The sequence below is a fragment of the Termitidicoccus mucosus genome, from assembly GCF_038725785.1.
GTDB classification, from domain to species: domain Bacteria; phylum Verrucomicrobiota; class Verrucomicrobiia; order Opitutales; family Opitutaceae; genus Termitidicoccus; species Termitidicoccus mucosus.
In genome coordinates this window covers 2,051,605-2,070,165 of record NZ_CP109796.1, presented here as the reverse complement: position 1 = coordinate 2,070,165, position 18,561 = coordinate 2,051,605, and the positions used below count along the sequence as shown (strand labels likewise).

Annotated in this window: 16 protein-coding genes and 1 tRNA gene; 7 read left to right on the top strand and 10 right to left on the bottom strand. The window is 65.5% G+C overall.

Annotation, left to right across the window (positions count from 1 at the left end; genetic code table 11):
- Positions 1 to 56 precede the first annotated feature (56 nt).
- The 4 genes from OH491_RS07055 to ilvB (OH491_RS07040) all read left to right on the top strand — a co-directional run bounded on the left by OH491_RS07055 (position 57) and on the right by ilvB (OH491_RS07040) (position 4,839).
- Positions 57 to 746, top strand: a complete 690-nt coding sequence (locus tag OH491_RS07055; RefSeq protein WP_068771711.1) for a class I SAM-dependent methyltransferase — start codon at positions 57 to 59, stop codon at positions 744 to 746.
- A gap of 38 nt (positions 747 to 784) precedes the next feature.
- Positions 785 to 2,200 carry a 3-isopropylmalate dehydratase large subunit gene (gene leuC, locus OH491_RS07050; protein ID WP_068771712.1) on the top strand — a complete coding sequence of 472 codons (1,416 nt, stop codon included), beginning with the start codon at positions 785 to 787 and terminating at the stop codon, positions 2,198 to 2,200.
- Between the two features lie 59 nt (positions 2,201 to 2,259).
- A complete protein-coding gene (leuD, locus tag OH491_RS07045; protein WP_068771713.1) occupies positions 2,260 to 2,868 on the top strand; it encodes a 3-isopropylmalate dehydratase small subunit in 609 nt (202 codons plus the stop codon).
- A gap of 249 nt (positions 2,869 to 3,117) precedes the next feature.
- Positions 3,118 to 4,839 carry a biosynthetic-type acetolactate synthase large subunit gene (gene ilvB / locus OH491_RS07040; protein WP_084442486.1) on the top strand — a complete coding sequence of 574 codons (1,722 nt, stop codon included), beginning with the start codon at positions 3,118 to 3,120 and terminating at the stop codon, positions 4,837 to 4,839.
- Positions 4,840 to 5,019: 180 nt separating this feature from the next.
- On the opposite strand, the gene OH491_RS07035 is transcribed toward ilvB (OH491_RS07040), so the two are convergent.
- Both OH491_RS07035 and ilvB (OH491_RS07030) read right to left on the bottom strand, forming a co-directional pair.
- Positions 5,020 to 5,364, bottom strand: a complete 345-nt coding sequence (locus OH491_RS07035; protein ID WP_084442487.1) for an ACT domain-containing protein — start codon at positions 5,362 to 5,364, stop codon at positions 5,020 to 5,022.
- Positions 5,365 to 5,460: 96 nt separating this feature from the next.
- On the bottom strand, positions 5,461 to 7,197 hold the full coding sequence (gene ilvB, locus OH491_RS07030; RefSeq protein ID WP_068771715.1) for a biosynthetic-type acetolactate synthase large subunit: 1,737 nt from the start codon (positions 7,195 to 7,197) through the stop codon (positions 5,461 to 5,463).
- Positions 7,198 to 7,576: 379 nt separating this feature from the next.
- On the opposite strand from ilvB (OH491_RS07030), the gene rpsR reads away from it, so the two are divergent.
- On the top strand, positions 7,577 to 7,786 hold the full coding sequence (gene rpsR / locus OH491_RS07025) for a bS18 family ribosomal protein (protein ID WP_068771717.1): 210 nt from the start codon (positions 7,577 to 7,579) through the stop codon (positions 7,784 to 7,786).
- Positions 7,787 to 7,891: 105 nt separating this feature from the next.
- Positions 7,892 to 8,995 (top strand): L-threonylcarbamoyladenylate synthase, encoded by a 1,104-nt coding sequence (locus OH491_RS07020; protein ID WP_334319517.1) that lies wholly within the window; start codon positions 7,892 to 7,894, stop codon positions 8,993 to 8,995.
- A gap of 33 nt (positions 8,996 to 9,028) precedes the next feature.
- Here OH491_RS07020 and hisN read toward each other — a convergent pair whose 3' ends face one another.
- The gene (hisN, locus tag OH491_RS07015; RefSeq protein ID WP_068771719.1) at positions 9,029 to 9,802 is read right to left on the bottom strand and encodes a histidinol-phosphatase; all 774 of its coding nucleotides are present in this window, start codon (positions 9,800 to 9,802) and stop codon (positions 9,029 to 9,031) included.
- Positions 9,803 to 9,860: 58 nt separating this feature from the next.
- The gene (gene ettA, locus OH491_RS07010) at positions 9,861 to 11,567 is read right to left on the bottom strand and encodes an energy-dependent translational throttle protein EttA (RefSeq protein ID WP_068771720.1); all 1,707 of its coding nucleotides are present in this window, start codon (positions 11,565 to 11,567) and stop codon (positions 9,861 to 9,863) included.
- A gap of 310 nt (positions 11,568 to 11,877) precedes the next feature.
- Between ettA and hisS the strand changes: the two genes are divergently transcribed.
- The gene (hisS, locus tag OH491_RS07005; RefSeq protein ID WP_068771721.1) at positions 11,878 to 13,194 is read left to right on the top strand and encodes a histidine--tRNA ligase; all 1,317 of its coding nucleotides are present in this window, start codon (positions 11,878 to 11,880) and stop codon (positions 13,192 to 13,194) included.
- A gap of 103 nt (positions 13,195 to 13,297) precedes the next feature.
- Here hisS and OH491_RS07000 read toward each other — a convergent pair whose 3' ends face one another.
- From OH491_RS07000 to OH491_RS06975, 6 genes are all read right to left on the bottom strand, one after another.
- Positions 13,298 to 14,137, bottom strand: coding sequence for an EamA family transporter (locus tag OH491_RS07000; RefSeq protein WP_068771722.1), 840 nt, complete (start codon positions 14,135 to 14,137; stop codon positions 13,298 to 13,300).
- Between the two features lie 84 nt (positions 14,138 to 14,221).
- Positions 14,222 to 15,916: an ABC transporter permease gene (locus OH491_RS06995; protein WP_068771723.1), complete on the bottom strand. Its 1,695-nt coding sequence runs from the start codon at positions 15,914 to 15,916 to the stop codon at positions 14,222 to 14,224.
- Between the two features lie 29 nt (positions 15,917 to 15,945).
- Positions 15,946 to 16,716 carry an AMP nucleosidase gene (locus OH491_RS06990; protein WP_068771724.1) on the bottom strand — a complete coding sequence of 257 codons (771 nt, stop codon included), beginning with the start codon at positions 16,714 to 16,716 and terminating at the stop codon, positions 15,946 to 15,948.
- 19 nt (positions 16,717 to 16,735) lie between these two features.
- Positions 16,736 to 17,278, bottom strand: a complete 543-nt coding sequence (locus tag OH491_RS06985; RefSeq protein WP_068771725.1) for an NADPH-dependent FMN reductase — start codon at positions 17,276 to 17,278, stop codon at positions 16,736 to 16,738.
- A 117-nt stretch (positions 17,279 to 17,395) separates the two neighbouring features.
- Positions 17,396 to 17,471 (bottom strand) — tRNA-Gly (locus OH491_RS06980).
- 59 nt (positions 17,472 to 17,530) lie between these two features.
- Positions 17,531 to 18,544 (bottom strand): LysR family transcriptional regulator, encoded by a 1,014-nt coding sequence (locus tag OH491_RS06975; protein ID WP_068771726.1) that lies wholly within the window; start codon positions 18,542 to 18,544, stop codon positions 17,531 to 17,533.
- Positions 18,545 to 18,561: the final 17 nt, after the last annotated feature.

Here is an 18,561-nt window from a genome sequence, read left to right as displayed (position 1 = left end):
TTAAGGCAACTTTATGGTAAGCTCACCCCGCTTTTAACTATCGACCTGTCCGCGCCATGCCTTGGGATGCCAACACCTACGACGAGGGCCGCCGCCGCCTCGTGCCTTGCTTCGATGCCTTCTACGGCACCGTGGCGGAGCTCGTGGCGCGCACCGCGCCCGCGCATCCGAGCATGCTCGATCTCGGCGCGGGCACGGGCATCGTCTCGGCCCAGGTGACGGCGCGCGTGCGCCCGGGTGGGCTGACGCTCCAGGACGGCTCCGAGGCGATGCTGGCGCAGGCGCGGAAACGCTTCGCGGATTTCGCGCCCGCGCCGCGTTTCGTGGTCTCCGATTTTCGCGACGCGCCGCCGCCGGGCGAGTTCGACGTCGTCATGTCGGCGCTGGCGATCCACCATCTGGAGGACGCGGACAAGCGCGCCCTTTTCGCCCGCGTCCATGCCGCGCTCGCGCCGGGCGGCCTCTTCGTCAACGCCGAGCAGGTGCTCGCGCCGGACGGGTGGCAGCAGTCGTTGTATTCGTTTCTCCACTACGACACCGCGCGGCGGCTCGGCAGTTCCGAGGCGGAAATCGCGGCGTCGCGCGAACGCATGAAAAACGACCGCTGCGCCACGGTAGCCGACCAGCTCGCGTGGCTGCGGGAGTGCGGCTTCGTCCATGTCGGCGAGTTTTTCCACTCGTTCCGCTTTTCGGTTTACGCGGGCTGGAAGGCCCCCGGGCCGCCGCCGATCGGCGCGGACGAATGACGAGCAACTTCAAACCCACAAGCCTCTCAATCACGATTATGCCAAAATCATTATTCCAAAAAGTCTGGGACGCCCACACCGTCCGCCAGCTGGCCAACGGCCAGACTCAACTGCTCATCGGCACGCACCTCATCCACGAGGTGACGAGCCCGCAGGCCTTCGGCATGCTGCGCGACTTGAAACTCCCAGTGCTCATGCCGCATCGCACCTTCGCGACGGTTGACCACATCGTGCCCACCGACCAGCTCGTCGAGCCCTATGCCGACCCGCTCGCGCAGGCCATGATGGACGAGCTCCGCAAGAATTGCGCAGCGAACGGCATCACCTTCTTCGACCGCGCGACCGGCAAGCAGGGCATCGTGCACATCGTCGGCCCCGAGCAGGGCATCACGCAGCCCGGCACCACCATCGCCTGCGGCGACTCGCATACCTCGACGCACGGCGCGTTCGGCGCGGTCGCCTTCGGCATCGGCACCACGCAGATCCGCGACATCCTCGCCACGCAGACCATGGCGCTCTCGCCGCTCAAGGTCCGCCGCATCGAGGTCAACGGCAAGCTCTGCCCCGGCGTTTACGCCAAGGACGTCATCCTGCACATCATCCGCACGCTCGGCGTCAACGGCGGCACCGGCTACGCCTACGAGTACGCCGGCACGACCTTCGACGCCTTCACCATGGAGGAGCGCATGACCGTGTGCAACATGTCCATCGAGGGCGGCGCGCGCGTCGGCTACGTCAATCCCGACGAGACCACCTTCAAGTATCTCGAAGGCCGCCCCTACGCGCCCAAGGGCGCCGCGTGGGACGCCGCCGTCGCCCGCTGGAAATCCTTCGCCTCCGACCCCGGCTGCCACTACGACGACGTCGTGGTCATCAACGCCGCCGACATCGCCCCGACCGTCACGTGGGGCATCAATCCCGGCCAGGGCATTTCCATCAACGAAAACATTCCCGATCCCGCGAAGGCCGCGGCGTCCGACGAGAAAGCCTCCATCGAGGAGGCGCTCGCCTACATGAAACTCCAGCCCGGCGCGCCCATCAAGGGCACCGCCATCAACGTCGCCTTCCTCGGCTCCTGCACCAACGGACGCCTCTCCGATTTCCAGGAGGTGGCGAAGTTCGTGAAGGGCAAAAAAGTCGCGCCCGGCGTGAAAGCCATCGCCGTGCCCGGCTCGCAGGGCGTCGGCAAAATCTGCGAATCGCTCGGCATCGACAAGGTCCTCACCGAGGCCGGCTTCGAATGGCGCGGCGCGGGCTGCTCGATGTGCCTCGCGATGAACCCCGACAAACTCGTCGGCGACCAGATCTGTGCCAGTTCCTCGAACCGCAACTTCAAGGGCCGCCAGGGTAGCATCACGGGCCGGACGATATTGATGAGCCCGCTCATGGTCGCCGCCGCCGCCATCACCGGCAAAGTCAGCGACGTGCGCGAAATATTCGCGGTCAAAAACTAAGGCCCCGCCGCGCATTCCGCGCAACCCGTCACGTTTCACCCAATTATTCATTTATCATCATGGCTCTCGCAAAAATCACCCAGATCGCCGGCCGCGGCGTTTACGTCCCCGGCAACGACATCGACACCGACCGCATCATCCCGGCCCGCTTCATGAAGTGCGTCACCTTCGACGGACTCGGCGAATACCTTTTCTTCGACGTGCGCCACACGCCCGACGGAAAACCCGTCGTCCCGGCGCACCCGATTGACCGCCCCGAGCACAAGGGCGCGACGATTCTCCTCTCCGGCGCGAACTTCGGCTGCGGCAGCTCGCGCGAGCACGCCCCGCAGGCCATCCACAAGGCGGGCTTCCGCGCCGTCATCGCGGAAAACTTCGCCGAGATTTTCTTCGGCAACAGCACCACGCTCGGCATTCCCTGCGTGAACGCGAAACGCGAGGACATCGCCAAGGTCGCCGCCGCCATCGCCGCCAACCCGCAACTCGAAATCACGGTGGACGTGGAAAAACTCGAAGTCCGCTTCGGCGACCAGAAGATTCCCGTTACGCAACGCGAAAGCGCCCGCGATGCGCTGGTGCACGGCCGCTGGGACGCCATCGGCGAGCTCATGGAAGGCCGCGAGGCCGTCCTCGCCCTCCGCGAAAAGCTGCCCTACTTGGCGGCTTGAAGCGAAGTTTAGGTTAAAAGTTTAAGTTTAAGGAAACAGGCCGGCTGCCTGTCCCTAAACTTAAACTTCAAACTTAAACTGGCCGCGCAGCGGCCCTTTCCGCGCTTGCCTCGCCCGCGGGCAAACGCATTGTCTGAACCTTTTCAGCGAGCAATTCCACCCATGAAAAAGACCGCCAGACGTTCCGCCGCCGCCGAAGCGAAAGCCGCCGCGAAATCCGCCAAGCCCGCCACCCGTCCCGCCCGCCAGATGAACGGCGCCGATTGTGTCGTGGAGTGCCTTGTCAGGGAGAACGTCGATGTCATTTTCGCCTATCCCGGCGGCGCCTCGCTCGAACTGCACCAGGCGCTCGCCCGCACGAAAGACATCCGCGTCGTCCTCCCGCGCCATGAGCAGGGCGGCGCGTTCGCCGCCGAGGGCTACGCGCGCGCCTCCGGCAAGGTCGGCGTGTGCATGGCCACCAGCGGCCCCGGCGCGACCAACCTGGTCTCCGCCATCGCCGACGCGTTCATGGATTCCATCCCGCTCGTCGCCATCACCGGGCAGGTGTATTCGAAATACATCGGCAAGAGCGCGTTTCAGGAGACCGATTTCTTCGGCATGACGCTGCCCATCGTGAAGCACTCCTACCTCGTGCTCGACGCCGCCGACCTGCCGCGCGTCTTCAAAGAGGCGTTTCACCTCGCGCGTAGCGGACGCCCCGGCCCGGTCGTCATCGACATCCCGAAGGACGTGCAGCAGGCCGCCGTCACGCCGGTGTTTCCCGCCGCCACGTCGTTCCGCAACCCGCTCATCAGCCTCCGGCAGACCGCCACCGACGGGCAGCTCCAGCACATCCTCTCGCTCGTCTCCGCCGCGCGCAAACCCGTGCTCTACGTCGGCGGCGGCGTCATCTCCGCCGAGGCGCACAAGGAACTCCGCGCCTTTGCCGAAAAGACCGGCATTCCCGTCGCCACCACGCTCATGGGCGTGGGCGCGTTCCCCGAAAATCATCCGCTCTCCATGCGCTGGTTCGGCATGCACGGCTCCGCCGCCGGCAACTGGGCCGTCGATGAATCCGACCTGCTTCTCGCCTTCGGCGCGCGTTTCGACGACCGCATCACCGGCGACACCAACCGCTTCGCGCCGCACGCGCAAATCGTCCACCTCGACATCGACGCCGCCGAGCACAACAAAAACAAACGCGTCCATTATCCCGTCTGCGCCGACCTCAAGGACGCCCTCGCGCGCCTGAACAAGCTCATCGTCGCGAAAAAGTTCACCGCCCCAGACACCGGCGACTGGCTCCCGCGCATCGCCGAGTGGAAAAAGCAGCACCCCTTCAGTTACGGCGAAAGCCAGCACATCCTTCCGCAGGAGGCCATCCACGCGCTCTACGAACTCACCAAGGGCGAGGCCATCATCGCAACCGGCGTCGGCCAGCACCAGATGTGGGCCGCGCAATTCTACACCTTTGACGAGCCGCGCCGCCTCATCAGTTCGCTCGGCCTTGGCGCGATGGGCTTTGGTTATCCCGCCGCGCTCGGCGCGAAAGTCGCCTGTCCCGACCGCCAGGTCATCGACATCGACGGCGACGGCTCGTTCATGATGAACATTCAGGAGCTCGCCATGGCGAAGATAGAAAACATTGCCGCGAAGGCCATGATCCTGAACAACCAGCACCTCGGCATGGTGACGCAGTGGGAGGATCGTTTTTATCAAAGCGTGCGCGGCCAGACCATCCTGGGCGACGCCGACAACATCGGGGGACCTCACAACATCCCCGGTCTCTATCCTGACTTCGCGCAAATCGCCGCGGGTTTTGGCGTGAAAGGCCGCCGCGTGATCAAGAAGGCCGAGTTGCGCGAAGCCATTCAGGAGATGCTTGACCACGATGGCCCGTATCTTCTCGACGTGGTCGTCCCGCACAGCGAGCACGTGCTCCCGATGATTCCCGCCGGGAAATCAGTGAAGGAAATGATCCTGTCGTAAGCCCCGCGCGGCGGGGAAATCCCAAATTCCGAAATCCCAAATTCCAAAGAATCACCGGCGCGGGAGCGCCCTCTTTGGGATTTTGGCCTTTTGATTATTGGAATTTTTTTGGGATTTGGGATTTCGGAATTTGAGATTTCCTCTCGCGGGCAGGAATGCCCGCGCTCCTTTGCATGGAGCTCATTCCGCGCCGGACGGAATTGCGAAAACGGCCGGCTCCAGGTCGGTCCGGTGGCGGACCGCCAGCACGTCGTGGAGCTTGGCGGCCTGACGCTCGATTTGTTCGAGTCGCGGCGTGTCGGCGACGAGCAGCAGCATGCGGCTTTCCCTGCCGTCGCCGATGGGCGCGCAGAGAATCGCCTCGAGGTTGAACGCGCGGCGCGCGAAAAGTCCCGTGATGTGCGACATGACGCCGGGATGATTGCGCACGCGAAGTTCAAGGATGGCAGTGGCGCCAGGATCGGGAGCGGTATGGAGCGCGGACAGCTTGTCCGCTTCAGTGCGGGCGGGCCGCCCGCGTTCCATAGTGCCGGTGCTGGCGGCGGCGGAGGGTCTGGTTGGATTCATGATTTGGTTGTGGATTGGAAAATGAGTGAAAAAGGAACGGCTTGAACGGAGGGCTCACGCCACGCAGGCCGCGGCCTCGGTCTGCTCGATCATTTCGCGATTGGCGGCGCCGGGGGGAACCATCGGGAGGACGTTGGCCTCGGCGGGAATCGCGATGTCGATCACGCACGGGCCGGGCGCGGCGAGCGCGGCGTCGATTTCCGCCAGCGGATCGGCGGTATCCGGCCCGATGCGGTGGCCGCGCAGCCCGAAGGCGCGGGCGACGGCGGCAAAGTCGGGCACCGTGTCGAAGCGCGAGGCGGAGTAACGCCGGCCGAAGAAAAGCTCCTGCTGCTGGCGCACGAGGCCGAGGTGCGCGTTGTTGAAAACGAGCACGGCGACCGGGAGATCGAGGTCGGCGAGCGTGGCCAGTTCCTGGATGTTCATGAGCAGCGAGCCGTCGCCGCTCACGCAGGCGACGCGGCGGCCGGGCGCGGCGAGCGCCGCGCCGATGGCGGCGGGAAGCCCGAAACCCATCGTGCCGAGTCCGCCGGAGGTAAGGAAGGTGCGCGGACGGCGGAAGGGCCAGGCTTGCGCGACCCACATCTGGTGCTGGCCGACATCGGTGGTGACGATGGTATCGGAGGGCAGGGCGCCGGCGAGGGCGCGGCAGAGGTTGACGGGGTGGAGAGGCTCGCTCTCGCGCGGCGGATGACGGAGCGGGTGCGCGTCGCGGAGCCCTTGCGCGCGCGCGAGCCAGGCACGGCGCGCCGCGCTCCTGGCGGAATTGATGGCGAGTCCGGAATCATCCGCAGCGAGCACGGCGAGCAGGCGGCGCAGGATGTCGGCGGCGTCGCCGGTGAGGCCGAGGAAGGTGTTTTTGATTTTGCCGATCTCGGCGCGGTCGATGTCGATGTGCGCGATGGTGGCGCGGGGGCAGAACTCGGCGGCCTTGCCGGTGGCACGGTCGTCGAAGCGCGCGCCGATGGCGAGGAGCAGGTCGGCCTCGTCGAGCATGAGATTGACGCCGAGGGTGGCGTGCATGCCGAGCATGCCCATGTAGTGCGGGTCGCCGGTGGGGGCGGCGCCGAGGGCGTTGAGCGTGCAGACGACGGGCGCGTCGAGGCGGCGGGCGAGCGCGAGCGCGGGTTCGGAGGCACCGGCGGTGATGATGCCGCCGCCGAGGTAAATCACCGGGCGTTCGGAGCGGGCGAGCCGGCGGGCGAGTTCGTGGATGGACGCGTCGTCGCAGGGCGGCAGCGGGGCGGCGCGGCCGGGCGGCGGGAGATCGGCGTCGTCAATGTCCAACGTGGCGGTTTGCACGTCCTTGGGCAGGTCGATGACGACCGGGCCGGGCCGGCCGGACTCGGCGAGCTGGAAGGCGAGGGGAACGATCTCGGGAAGCTCGGCGACGTCGCGGACGAGGAAATTGTGCTTGGTGATCGGCACAGTGAGACCGTAGGTATCGACCTCCTGGAACGCGTCGGTGCCGATGAGGGATTGGGGCACCTGGCCGGTGAGGGCGACGAGCGGGATGGAATCGAGGCGGGCGTCGGCGATGGCGGTGAGGAGGTTGGTCGCGCCGGGACCGGAGGTGGCGACGCAGGCGGCGGCGCGTCCGGTGACGCGCGCCATGCCTTGGGCGATGAACCCCGCGCCCTGTTCGTGGCGGGCGAGGATGTGGTGGATGGTCGGATGCGCGTGGAGCGCGTCATAGAAAGGCAGGATCGCGCCGCCGGGAATGCCGGGCAGATGACGGATGGACTGGCGTTCGAGCAGGCGGGCGAGGAGGGATGCTCCGGTGTGTTTCATGGTGTGTTTCGGTTGGACGTTGGTGTGGTTGTATGGATCGGACTGGTTGGGAGAGGAACCCGCCCTGTCGTCTGTCGCCGAAAACCGGGGCACAAAAAAAGCCCCCTCCGGCGATGGACGCCAGAGGGGGCAAAATTGGTTGTTATCAACGACCCTCTGCGCGTCCGGCGGGAACGACTACTACGACGGCTACGACCACGAGAACGAGGCCGAGAAGCGAGCCGAGGGCGTTGGTGCCGGAGAGGTTCATTGATAAGTTAGGAAGCGGCACAAATGCGCAAATATGCCGGCTTGTCAAGGCAGGGTTTACCGAAAAGCGGTTCACAATCCCCTGTTGACAAGGGGCGGGACACTCATTCTAGTTCAACCCTTTTTCTAAATGAGCACCACCACCGAACAGCAGCCCGAGCAAAAGCAGCAGAGTCTCACGCCGGAGAAATTTCCCTTCACGGCTCCGCAATTGATGAACCGTTTCGTGACCGACACGGGCAAGATCCTTCCGCGCAAATACACGCACCTCACCGCGAAGCAGCAGCGCGCCGTCACGCGCACCATCAAGACCTCGCGCAACCTGCTGCTGGCCCAGTAAGCCCCCGGGCTCTGGTCGCGTTTTTTGCATAACACATCTTTTTCTCGTGAAGGCCGGAGTTTGGCTCCGGCCTTTTTCGCGTTCGCTCCGTTGAGCAATCCGTCAATGCCCGCCTCTTCGCCGAAAACCCGGATGCACGCGCGCGTCTTCCGCGGCACGCCGGCCAATCTTGTCCGCCTGGCGCGTGCCTTGCAACGAGGCGAACTCGTGGCGGTGCCCACCGAGACGGTTTACGGGCTCGCCGCCAATGCGCTTTCGCCGCGCGCCTGCGAGGCGATTTTTCAAGCCAAGGGCCGCCCTTCCAACGACCCGCTCATCGTGCACATCCATCGCCTCGCGCAGCTCGACGCGCTCGCGCATCGCAACGCCGCCGTCGGTCCACTCGCGCGCGCGTTCTGGCCGGGGCCGCTCACGCTGGTGCTGCCGAAAAAGGCCGTCGTGCCCGGCATCGTGACCTCGGGATTGCCGAGCGTGGCCATCCGCATGCCGGCGCACCGGGTGTTCCGGGCGCTGCTCAAGCTGTGCGGCCTGCCGCTCGCCGCGCCGAGCGCGAATCCGTTTGGCTACGTCAGCCCCACATCGCCCGCGCATGTGCTCGACGGGCTCGGGACGAAAATCCGCCACATTCTCGACGGCGGACCGGCGTCGATCGGGCTCGAATCAACCATCCTCGATATCCGCGACCCGCGCCGTCCGGCGATCCTGCGCCCGGGCGCGATTTCCGCCGCCGACATCGGGCGCGTGCTGGGCGTGCGCGTCCGTTCGCCCGCGCGGAAAAACACCGGCGCCGGCGTTGCTGCCGACGGACCGGTTTGTAACCCATTAGGTTGCAAACCAGGCGCGACAGGCGCCATGCCGGCCTCTGCCTCTCCCGCCGCGATCGCGCCCGGCATGTTGACGAAACACTACAGTCCGCGTCTTCCCCTCACTTTGCACAAAAGCCTGACCTTGGCGCAGGCGCTGGCGCTGCCGCGCGACGAGGCCGCCCTGTTGCTCCGCCGCCCGCGCCGCGCCGCGCCCGACAATGTTTTCTGGCTCTCCGAGGCGGGCGGGCTCGATGAAGCCGCGCGCAATCTTTTCGCGAAGTTGCGCGCGCTCGATGTTCCGTCGCCGCGCCGCAAACGCCTGCACGTCGCGCTCGCCCCCGGGCGTTCCGCCCTCGCCCTCGCGATCAACGACCGCCTGACGCGGGCCGCGGCGAAGCGGTGAGCGCATCGCGTCCGTCGCGCGAGGGCTTCAGTCTTACGGATTCAGCGCGGCGATGACTTGCGGGTGCAGCGCTGGGCCGGCCGCGACGATGGAGTCGGCATTGACCGGATCGCGCCCCTGCCAGTCGGTGATGATGCCGCCCGCGCCTTGCACGATGGGGATGAGCGCCTGAATGTCCCAAGGGTTCATGATCGGGTCGAGCATCACGTCGGCCCAGCCACCCGCGAGAAGGAGGTAGCCGTAGCAATCGCCCCATGTGCGCACGAGCCGCGCGCGGGCCGCGAGCGCGTCGTGCGCCGGGCCGTTCTGGTATTTCGCCGGGTTGAGCGGATCGCTGGTGAGCAGGGTCGCGTCCTCGATGCGCGCGGTTTCGCGCACGCGCACGGGGCGTTCATTGAGTGTGGTCGTGACAGCGTCGCCGATCATGAGCTGGCCGAGCACGGGTTGGTGAATCGCGCCGAGCACGGGGCGTCCGTTGTGCTTGAGCGCGATGAGCGTGCCCCAAAGCGGCACGCCGGTGACAAATGCCTTGGTGCCGTCGATGGGGTCGAGCACCCACACCCACTCGGCGCCGGTGTTTTCGTTGCCGAACTCCTCGCCCACGATGCCGTGGCCGGGGAATTTTTTTGCGATCATCGCGCGCATCAATTCCTCCGCGCCGCGGTCGGCGGCCGTGACGGGCGTGTCGTCGGATTTGATTTCAACGGCGAGGTCCGCGCTCGCGAAGTGCGGGCGGATGAACTCGCCGCTGCGGCGGGCGAGTTCGATGATGAAGGGGCGGAACGGTGCGAGGTCGGGCCGGGTCATGGCTGGATTTTTTCGTAAGAAGATTTTTTGCGGGCGTTGCCTGGGTGTTTTTCCGGACTCAGCCGCGCGTGAGCTTGCGGTATTTGATGCGGTGCGGCTGGTCGGCGTCCTTGCCTTTGCGGCGGCGGTAATCCTCGAGGTAACTCGAATAATTGCCCGACCACCATTGCACGGCGCTGTCGCCCTCGAAGGCGAGGATGTGCGTGGCCACGCGGTCAAGGAACCAGCGGTCGTGCGAGACCACGACCGCGCAGCCGGCGAAGTTTTCCAGCGCCTCTTCCAGCGCGCGGATGGAGTTCACGTCGAGGTCGTTGGTGGGCTCGTCGAGCAGGATGAGGTTCGCGCCGCTTTTCAGGAGCCGCGCGAGGTGCACACGGTTGCGCTCGCCGCCGGAAAGCACGCCGACTTTTTTCTGCTGGTCGGCGCCGGTGAAGCCGAATTGCGCGCAATAGGCGCGGGCGTTGACCTCGCGCACGCCGCCGCCCGAGCTGCCACCGAGGCGGAGGATTTCCTCGCCGTCGCTGATGGCCTCGAAAATCGTCGCGGCGTCGGGCAGCGCGTCGCGCGACTGGTCCACGTGCGCGATTTTCACCGTGTCCCCGACGCGCAGCGCGCCGCGGTCGGGCTGCTCGGCGCCGGTGACGAGGCGGAAGAGCGTGGTTTTGCCCGCGCCGTTGGGGCCGATCACGCCGACGATGCCGCCGGGTGGGAGCGAGAAGGTGAGGTTTTCGAAGAGGAGGTTGTCGCCGTAGCCCTTGGCGAGTTTGTCGGCTTCCACGACGAGGTTGCCGAGGCGCGGGCCGGGGGGGATCATGATTTCAAACTCGCGCTCCTTCTCGGCCACGTCCTCGCGGAGCATGGATTCGTAGGCGTTGATGCGAGCCTGCGACTTGGCCTGGCGGGCGCGGGCGGATTTGCGAATCCATTCGAGTTCGCGCGCCATGGCTTTCTGGCGGCGGTCCTCGGTGCGTTGCTCGGTGGCGAGGCGGCGCTGTTTTTGTTCGAGCCAGGAGGAATAATTTCCCTCCCACGGGATGCCGTGGCCGCGGTCGAGTTCGAGAATCCAGCCGGCGACGTTGTCCAGAAAATAACGGTCGTGCGTGACGGCGATGACGGTGCCGGCGTAACGCGAGAGGTGCTGTTCGAGCCAGTGGACACTCTCGGCGTCGAGGTGGTTGGTAGGCTCGTCGAGCAGGAGAATGTCGGGTTTCTGGAGGAGCAGGCGGGCGAGCGCGACGCGGCGGCGCTCGCCGCCGGAGAGCTTGTCCACGAGGGAGTCGGGAGGCGGGCAGCGGAGCGCGTCCATCGCCATGTCCACCTGCGCGGCGGCGTCCCATGCGCCGAGGGCGTCGATTTTTTCCTGCAACGCGCCCTGGCGCTCCATGATTTTGTCGCGGGTGGCGTCGTCGGGCGCCTCGTTGATTTCGTCCCAGGTTGCGTCGTAGGCGGCGACGAGGTCGGTGAGATGGCGCACGCCTTCCTCGACGCATGCGCGCACGGTGCTGCCGGCGGCGAGCCGGGGCTCCTGTTCGAGCAGGCCGACGCTGTATCCGGGTTTGAATACGACCTGGCCGTCGAACTCGGTGTCGCGACCGGCGAGGATGCGCATGAGGGAGGACTTGCCGGAGCCGTTGAGGCCGAGCACGCCGATTTTTGCGCCGTAGAAAAACGATAGCGAGATATCGCGGAGGATTTCCTTGCGCTCGATTTTCTTCGAGACGCGCATCATCGAAAAAATCACCTTGGGTTCGTCGTTGGCGGCCATGATTGCGGCAGACCAAACACGAAGGCGCGCGCGGCGTCAATGGGATGGAACGGCCCATGTATCGCAGCGCAGCACCCCTGCCTGCCGCCGAACAGATTTCGCGCGAAGCGTGGCATTTAGTTTTTTGGAAAAACCAGCGACGCTCCGCGCCCTTCGTCTTCGACGGCGGGCAAGGATGCGCTACGGCGTGTTGGCGCGGTTCCGCTGACTTGCTTTGCAATTTTGCCGACATCACCCTTGGTGCCCTTGGCGCTTGCCGCAAATTTTTGTTCGCCCTGAAGCCGGGCAATTCACACGGTAGTCGGTTCGTATGTCCACGTTCCAGACACTGCCCGGCTTCCGTGAGTTTTATCCCGACGCCCTTGCGCGCCGGAACCACATTTTTCGCCTCTGGCGGCAGACCGCGCATGTGTTTGGGTTTTCCGAATACGACGCGCCCGTGCTCGAGCCGCTCGCGCTCTACAAGGCCAAATCCGGCGACGAGATCGAGGCGCAGCTTTTCAGTTTTACCGACAAGGGCGGGCGCGAGGTCGCGCTGCGGCCCGAGATGACGCCCACCGTCTGCCGCCTCGTCGGCGACAAGGCCGCGGCGCTCAAGCGTCCGATCAAGTGGTTCAGCATCGGCGAGTTCTATCGCTATGAGCGCATGCAAAAGGGGCGCGGGCGCTGTTTTTTCCAGTTCAATGCCGACATCTTCGGCGAGCCCGGCATCGAGGCGGAAACCGAACTCATCGCGCTGCTCGCGCAATGCCTTTGTGCGTTCGGCCTCACCGCCGAGGATTTTTTCATCCGCCTGAGCGACCGCAACCTCTGGTTCTACTACCTGGAGGCCCTCGGCCTCGACGAGCCGCGCGCGCGCGCCATCCTCACCGCCGTCGACAAGTATGAAAAAATCGGCGACGACGCATTCAAGCCCTACGGCGAACAATTCGGCGCGCCGCTCGATCCCTCAATCAAGGAGAAGGTCCTGGCCTTTCTCCAAATCAAAACCCTGGCCGCGCTCGAGGGCGCGCTTGCCGGTCTGGACAACGAGAACCTCGCCGCCCGCCTTGCCGACTGGCGCGCGCTGCTGGGTAATCTCGAAGCGATGGGGCTGGGCGACTACGTGAGCGTTGACCTCGGCGTCGTGCGCGGGCTGGCCTATTACACCGGCTTTGTGTTCGAGGCGTTTGACCGCAAGGGCGAACTGCGCGCCCTCGCCGGCGGCGGTCGCTACAACAATCTCGTGGGCAAGCTCGGCTACGCCGACATGCCGGCGGTCGGCTTCGCCATCGGCGACATGACATTCGCGCTGCTGCTCGAGCAGCGCGGCCTGATGCCCGCGTTTGTGCAGGCGCCGGACATCTGCGCGGTGATCGGCGGCCCGCGGGAGCGGCTGGCGGCGTTTGGGGATATCCATGCGTTGCGCGCGGCGGGTTTCCGGGTCGAATACCCGATGAAGGACACGGCCTTCGGAAAACAATTCAAGGCCGCCGCCGAGTCCGGCGCGAAGCTGGCCTTGATCTACGGCGGCGACGAATTGGCCAAGGGAGTCGTGAAAATCCGCGACCTCACCACGCGCACCGAGCAGGAAGTGCCGCGCGCCGAGGTGCTCGCGCACGTGAAGAATTTTTTCTCGGGCGAGTGAGGGAAAATTACGATTTACGAATTACGATTTACGATTGAGGGAGCTGTCGCTCCATTCGCGAATCCGGCGCGGCAGCGTCCAATCGAAAATCCAAAATTCCCCCTCATTTTCTTTCCGCGACCATGATGGCCAGCAGCAACAGCGCGCCGCCGATGAGGAGGCGCGGCAGGTGGGCGGACTCGCCGAAAAACAGGAGCGACACGGCGACGCCGAGCGGAATCTTGGCGTTGTTGAAAACGGCCAGTGTGCCGAGCTTCACGCGCGTCGCGCCGAGGTTCCACCAGAAAAAACAGAGGCCCGATGCGACGGTGCCCAGGTAAACCAGCGTGAGCCATTGCGCGGGCGTCGGGCGAAACGCGCCCCAGTCGGTCGTGAACATCGAGGCCGCGGCGGTGACCGCGAGCGCGCCGAGGTAGAGCAGGCCGAACACATCGGTGTCCGCCGCGCGCGGCAGCGCGACGCGGATGCGGCGATACCAGAATTGCCCGGCGGCAAAGGCGACATTCGACACCTGCACGAGCACGAATCCGGCCAGCAGCCCTGGCGTGGAAAATCCCTGCCAGCACACCACCGCGGCGCCCGCGACGGCGAGCAGCACGGCCGCGGCGAGGCGGGGCGCAAACCGCCGCGCGGCGGCGGCCTCGAACAGCGCGAGCCAAAGCGGGGTGAAAATCGTGAAGAGCGCGACCTCGTGCGCCGCGAGATGGCGGAACGCCGCCATGTAGGCGAGATACATGATCCCAAACTCGACCGCGCCGATGGCCATCAACCGGGGAATCGCAAAACCGGGGATGTTGCGCAGCCGCAGCACCGGGAGAAAAACCACCGCGGACAACGCGATGCGCACGACGCCGAGCGCGGTCGGGTCAAGACCGGCGAGCCGGCCTTTGATGAGTCCGAACGAAAAGGCCCAGACGAGCGAAACGAGGAACAGCAGCGGCATTGTTAAGCTGAAATATTGGCTGAATTAACCAGGTTGAAAGCATAAAAAACTCCTGCGGAACGGCGGCGTCCTCGCCCGCGCCGTTCACACGCGGAAAATCGCGCCGAGTTTTTTGCCCATCAACACGCCGAGGCTCACGATGATGACGGCGAGAAACGCCATCGCCCACACGCCGAGCGCGCTGGCGATGAACTTGCCGTCGCCGAGGAGCTGGAAGAGTTCGAGGATGGCCTTCGTGATGGGATAATACGCCTGCTTCTGCGCGAGGATGAGCGAGTCGCTCACCTCGAGCATCGCAAAGGCAAACGCGAGCAGCCCGCCCGCGATGAGGTTGGCCGAGATCAGGGGAAGCGTGACCTTGCAGGTGGCCTTGAGCGGCGGCGCGCCGAGGTTTTGCGCGGCCTCCTCGAGCGTGACGCTGGTCTGCTGGAATCCGGCGGCGGCGGCGCGCACGACATAGGGGAGACGCCGCACGGAATAGGCGATGATGAGGAGCACGGTCGGGTTTTCGACCGGATTGAGAAACGCGAAAAACTTCCCCTCCTGGCTCATCGCGAGGTAGCCGAACGCGAGCACGAGGCCGGGCACGGCGAGCGGCAGCATGGCGAGAAAGTCGAGCACCTGGCGCCCGGCGATCCGGGTGCGCACGACCACGTAGGCGATGGCCACGCCCAGCACGATGTCGGCGAGCGTGGAAATGCCGGCGAACTTGAGGCTGTTGGCGATGGCCGGGACGGTGAGGTCGTGCCCGAGGGCGACGCGGAAGTTTTCGAGCGTGAATCCCGAGGGCAGCACGCTCGCATACCAGTCGCTGGAAAACGCGACGAGAATCACGCCGATGTGCGGGAGCACGGCAAAAAGCGTCACGCCGGCGAAGAGCGCGGTGCAGAGCCAGCGCCGCGCGGGCGGCAGCGGACGCGCGCCGCCGGAACTGGTGGCCCTGGCCATCATGGCGTGCGCGCCGCGCCCGAAGATGCCCTTGCCCAGCGCGTAGAGCACGACGGTGCACGCGAGCATGATGGCGACGAGCGCGTAGGGCGCGGGATTGCCGCCGATGTCTTTCAACCCATAAAAAATCTGCACCGAGGTGACGCGCGCGTAGTCGAAGACGAGCGGCACGCCGAGCTCGGTGAACGACCAGATGAACACGATCGTGCCGCCGGCGAAAAGGCCCGGCTTGATGAGCGGCAGCGTGATCTTGAAGAAGCGGCGCGCGCCGGTGCAGCCGAGGTTTTGCGCGGCCTCCTCCATCGCGGGGTCGATGTTGGCGAGCGCGGCGACGGCGTTGAGGTAGATGATGGGATAGAGCGAGAGCGCCTGCACGAGGGCGATGCCGGCGAAGGGCGCGGCGGCGAACCAGTCGAACGTCCAGCCCTCGGGAAAAAGTCCCGCGCGGATGAGCAGGGCGTTGAGCGCGCCGTACTGGCCGAAAATTTGCTTGATGCCGATGGCCCCGACAAAGGGCGGCAGGATCATCGGGATGAGGACGAGCGAGCCGAGCAGGTTTTTGCCGGGAAACAGAAAGCGGTCCGACACAAACGCGAGCGGCAGCGCGATGAGGAACGAGAGCGCGGTGGTGGCGCAGGCGATGAGGAAGGAGTTGGCCAGCGTGTCGCGGTGGATGGGGTTTGCGAGGATGACGCGCAGGTATTCGAAGGTGAGCCGGCCGTCGGCGTCGATGAAGCCGCCTTTCAGGATTTGCAGGATCGGCCAGAGAAAAAACGCCGCGAAAAAGGCGGCGGTGAGCGCGAAAACGATGCGGGCGAAAGTGCGTGACATGGCGCGTGGCGGGCGGCGGCGGATGACGGTCAGAACCGCAGGTGTTTGACCGTCAGTCCGTTGTTGATGAGTTGTTTCAGCGATTCGATGCCGATGCGCAGGTGGTTTTCGACAAACCGGGCATCGACTTTCTGGTCGCTTTCCGCGGTTTTCACGCCGTCGGGGGTCATCGGCTGGTCGCTCACGAGGAGCAGCGCGCCGGTGGGGATTTCATTGGCGAAACCGGTCACGAAGATCGTCGCCGTTTCCATGTCCACGGCCATTACGCGGACGTTTTGCAGGTATTTCTTGAATTGCTCGTCGTGCTCCCAGACGCGGCGGTTGGTCGTGTAAACCGTGCCGGTCCAGTAATCCTGCCCATGGTCGCGGATGGTGGTGGAGATCGCCTTTTGCAGCGCGAAAGCCGGCAGCGCGGGAACCTCGGGCGGGAGGTAGTCGTTGCCGGTGCCTTCGCCGCGGATGGCCGCGATGGGCAGGATGAGCTCGCCGATGCCGGCGCGGTGCTTGATGCCGCCGCATTTGCCGAGAAACAGCACCGCGCGCGGGTGGATGGCGCTGAGCAGGTCCATGACGGTCGCCGCAGTGGCGCTGCCCATGCCGAAGTTGATGATGGTGATGCCGTCGGCGGAGGCGCTCGTCATGGCCTTGTCGCGCCCGCGCACCTCGCAGCCATGCCAGCGGGCGAAGAGCTCGACATAGCGGTTGAAATTGGTGAGCAGAATGTATTTCCCAAACTCGTCCAGCGGCACGCCGGTGTAGCGCGGCAGCCAGTTCTCGACGATTTCCTTCTTGGTATCCATTATATTGATACCGGCGGGCTTAGCCCCGGCCGTGGCGCGCCGCGAACTCCGCGAAGCCGCGCGCCTGCTCCTCGAGGCGTTTGACAAGATCGGCGTTCTTCAGGCGGCCGGATTCATCGAGCGCCTGAAAGATGCCGGGAATGAGGACGCGTCCGGGATAGACGTGGGCGTTGAGGTTGACGGCGATCTGGAGAAGGTGTTCGACCGGCCGGAGCGCGCCCCACGCGCCCGCGGCGACGCCGACGAAGGCGAGGGGCTTGCGGGCGAGGCTTTCGGGGAAGGGGAGCATGTCGATGAAGTATTTCAGCACGCCGGGCGCGCCGCCGTTGTATTCGGGGGTAACGATGACGAGCCCGTCCGCCGCCAGCACGCGGTCGCGGAAACGGCCGAACGCCGCCGGCTTTTCGGCGTAGGAGGCAGGGTCGAAGATGGCGGGCGGCAGCTCGGCGAGGTCGAGCAGCGAGGCCGGCGTGCCTTGGGCGTGATAGATCGCCTCGATTTGGGACGCGACTTTGCGCGTGTTGCTTCCCGGTCGGTTGGTGCCGCAAATGATTTCGATCATGATACGATTGAATGAGCCCAACGGCTGTGTTTGTCAAACGAGGCGCAACGTGGAGGCGCGACCTGCGCGCGGGCACGAAAAAGCGCCCGGTGTTGGAACCGGACGCTTTTTGTAAAATGGAGCGGGCGAAGAGACTCGAACTCTCGACGTCCACCTTGGCAAGGTGGTGCTCTACCAACTGAGCTACGCCCGCGTGGCGCAGGGGAATACGAGTAGAGCGCGGCGGGCGTTCGTCAACTGTTTTTAAGAAAATTATTTTGAAGGCGTTGCTTTGAGCGGAGGCCGTTTCGCCAAATGGGAGGACTCTGACAGGGGTGGAATTTCGTCAAAGGGGTGCTTCGTCCATCCGATGGCAGGGGCGTCGCCATTCCGGATGGCGCACTCGGCGACGCTTTGGGTGAGGGAATCGAGAAACGCCAGCAAGGGCGCGGGGGCGCGGCCGCGCTGCCAGGCGACATACATGTCCCATTGGGCGTTTTTGTCGCGCAGCGGGCGGAACACCACGCCGGGAAACCTCGCATCGGCGAGATAGGCGGGGTGCAGCGCGACGGCCTCCTCGGTGAGGAGCAGCGACATGCTTTGCGCGAGGCTGTCGGCGCCGTCGAGAAACTTGGGAGCGAATTTCGCGCCGCGACAGAGCCGCGCCACCCAGCGGTCATAACCGGGCATGTCGCGATCGCTGGCGCCGACGAAGAGTTCGCGGCGCAGGTCGGCCATCGCGAGCGTGTCCTGCCTCGCGAGCGGGTGCGTGGCGGAAAGCGCGACGACGACGGGAAGCGCGGCGAGTTTGCGGGTGTGAAATTCGTGCGACAAAAACGCCCCGGCCTGCCCGATGAGCGCAAAATCGATCTCGGCGCGGCGGAGCGCGGTGATTTGTTCGCCGGGGGAGAGGTCGTGAAGCTTGACCTTTACTTCGGGATGGGAAGCGCGCAGGGCGGCCAGCGCGGGATTGATAAAATCGCCGGCGGAGCCGAGATAGCCGACGGCGAGCGTGGTGCTTTTGCCGCGGACGAGGCCGCGCACGTTTTGCAGCACGGCATCGAGTCGTTCCAGCACGGGGCGCGCGCCGTCGAGCAGGGCGTGGCCGGCGGCGGTGGGCGCGACGCCGCCGGGAGTGCGTTCGAGCAGACGGCCGCCGAGTTCCTGTTCGAGCGCCTGCATCTGCCGGGTGAGCGTGGATTGGGAGACGCGAAGCTGCTGCGCGGCGCGGTTCAGGCTGCCGAGTTCGACGATGAGGGAAAAGGCGCGCAGGTGGTCGGTGTTCACGTGGCAAAATGTCATGC

Excerpts from the sequence above, each read along its gene's own strand:
- hisS (WP_068771721.1), top strand. The coding sequence starts at position 11,878 with ATGTCCACGTTCCAGACACTGCCCGGCTTCCGTGAGTTTTATCCCGAC.
- ilvB (WP_068771715.1), bottom strand. The coding sequence starts at position 7,197 with ATGAAACACACCGGAGCATCCCTCCTCGCCCGCCTGCTCGAACGCCAG.
- rpsR (WP_068771717.1), top strand. The coding sequence starts at position 7,577 with ATGAGCACCACCACCGAACAGCAGCCCGAGCAAAAGCAGCAGAGTCTC.
- ettA (WP_068771720.1), bottom strand. The coding sequence starts at position 11,567 with ATGGCCGCCAACGACGAACCCAAGGTGATTTTTTCGATGATGCGCGTC.
- OH491_RS07000 (WP_068771722.1), bottom strand. The coding sequence starts at position 14,137 with ATGCCGCTGCTGTTCCTCGTTTCGCTCGTCTGGGCCTTTTCGTTCGGA.
- OH491_RS06985 (WP_068771725.1), bottom strand. The coding sequence starts at position 17,278 with ATGATCGAAATCATTTGCGGCACCAACCGACCGGGAAGCAACACGCGC.
- OH491_RS07055 (WP_068771711.1), top strand. The coding sequence starts at position 57 with ATGCCTTGGGATGCCAACACCTACGACGAGGGCCGCCGCCGCCTCGTG.
- leuC (WP_068771712.1), top strand. The coding sequence starts at position 785 with ATGCCAAAATCATTATTCCAAAAAGTCTGGGACGCCCACACCGTCCGC.
- OH491_RS07035 (WP_084442487.1), bottom strand. The coding sequence starts at position 5,364 with ATGGAACGCGGGCGGCCCGCCCGCACTGAAGCGGACAAGCTGTCCGCG.
- hisN (WP_068771719.1), bottom strand. The coding sequence starts at position 9,802 with ATGACCCGGCCCGACCTCGCACCGTTCCGCCCCTTCATCATCGAACTC.
- OH491_RS06990 (WP_068771724.1), bottom strand. The coding sequence starts at position 16,716 with ATGGATACCAAGAAGGAAATCGTCGAGAACTGGCTGCCGCGCTACACC.
- OH491_RS07020 (WP_334319517.1), top strand. The coding sequence starts at position 7,892 with ATGCCCGCCTCTTCGCCGAAAACCCGGATGCACGCGCGCGTCTTCCGC.
- ilvB (WP_084442486.1), top strand. The coding sequence starts at position 3,118 with ATGAACGGCGCCGATTGTGTCGTGGAGTGCCTTGTCAGGGAGAACGTC.
- leuD (WP_068771713.1), top strand. The coding sequence starts at position 2,260 with ATGGCTCTCGCAAAAATCACCCAGATCGCCGGCCGCGGCGTTTACGTC.
- OH491_RS06995 (WP_068771723.1), bottom strand. The coding sequence starts at position 15,916 with ATGTCACGCACTTTCGCCCGCATCGTTTTCGCGCTCACCGCCGCCTTT.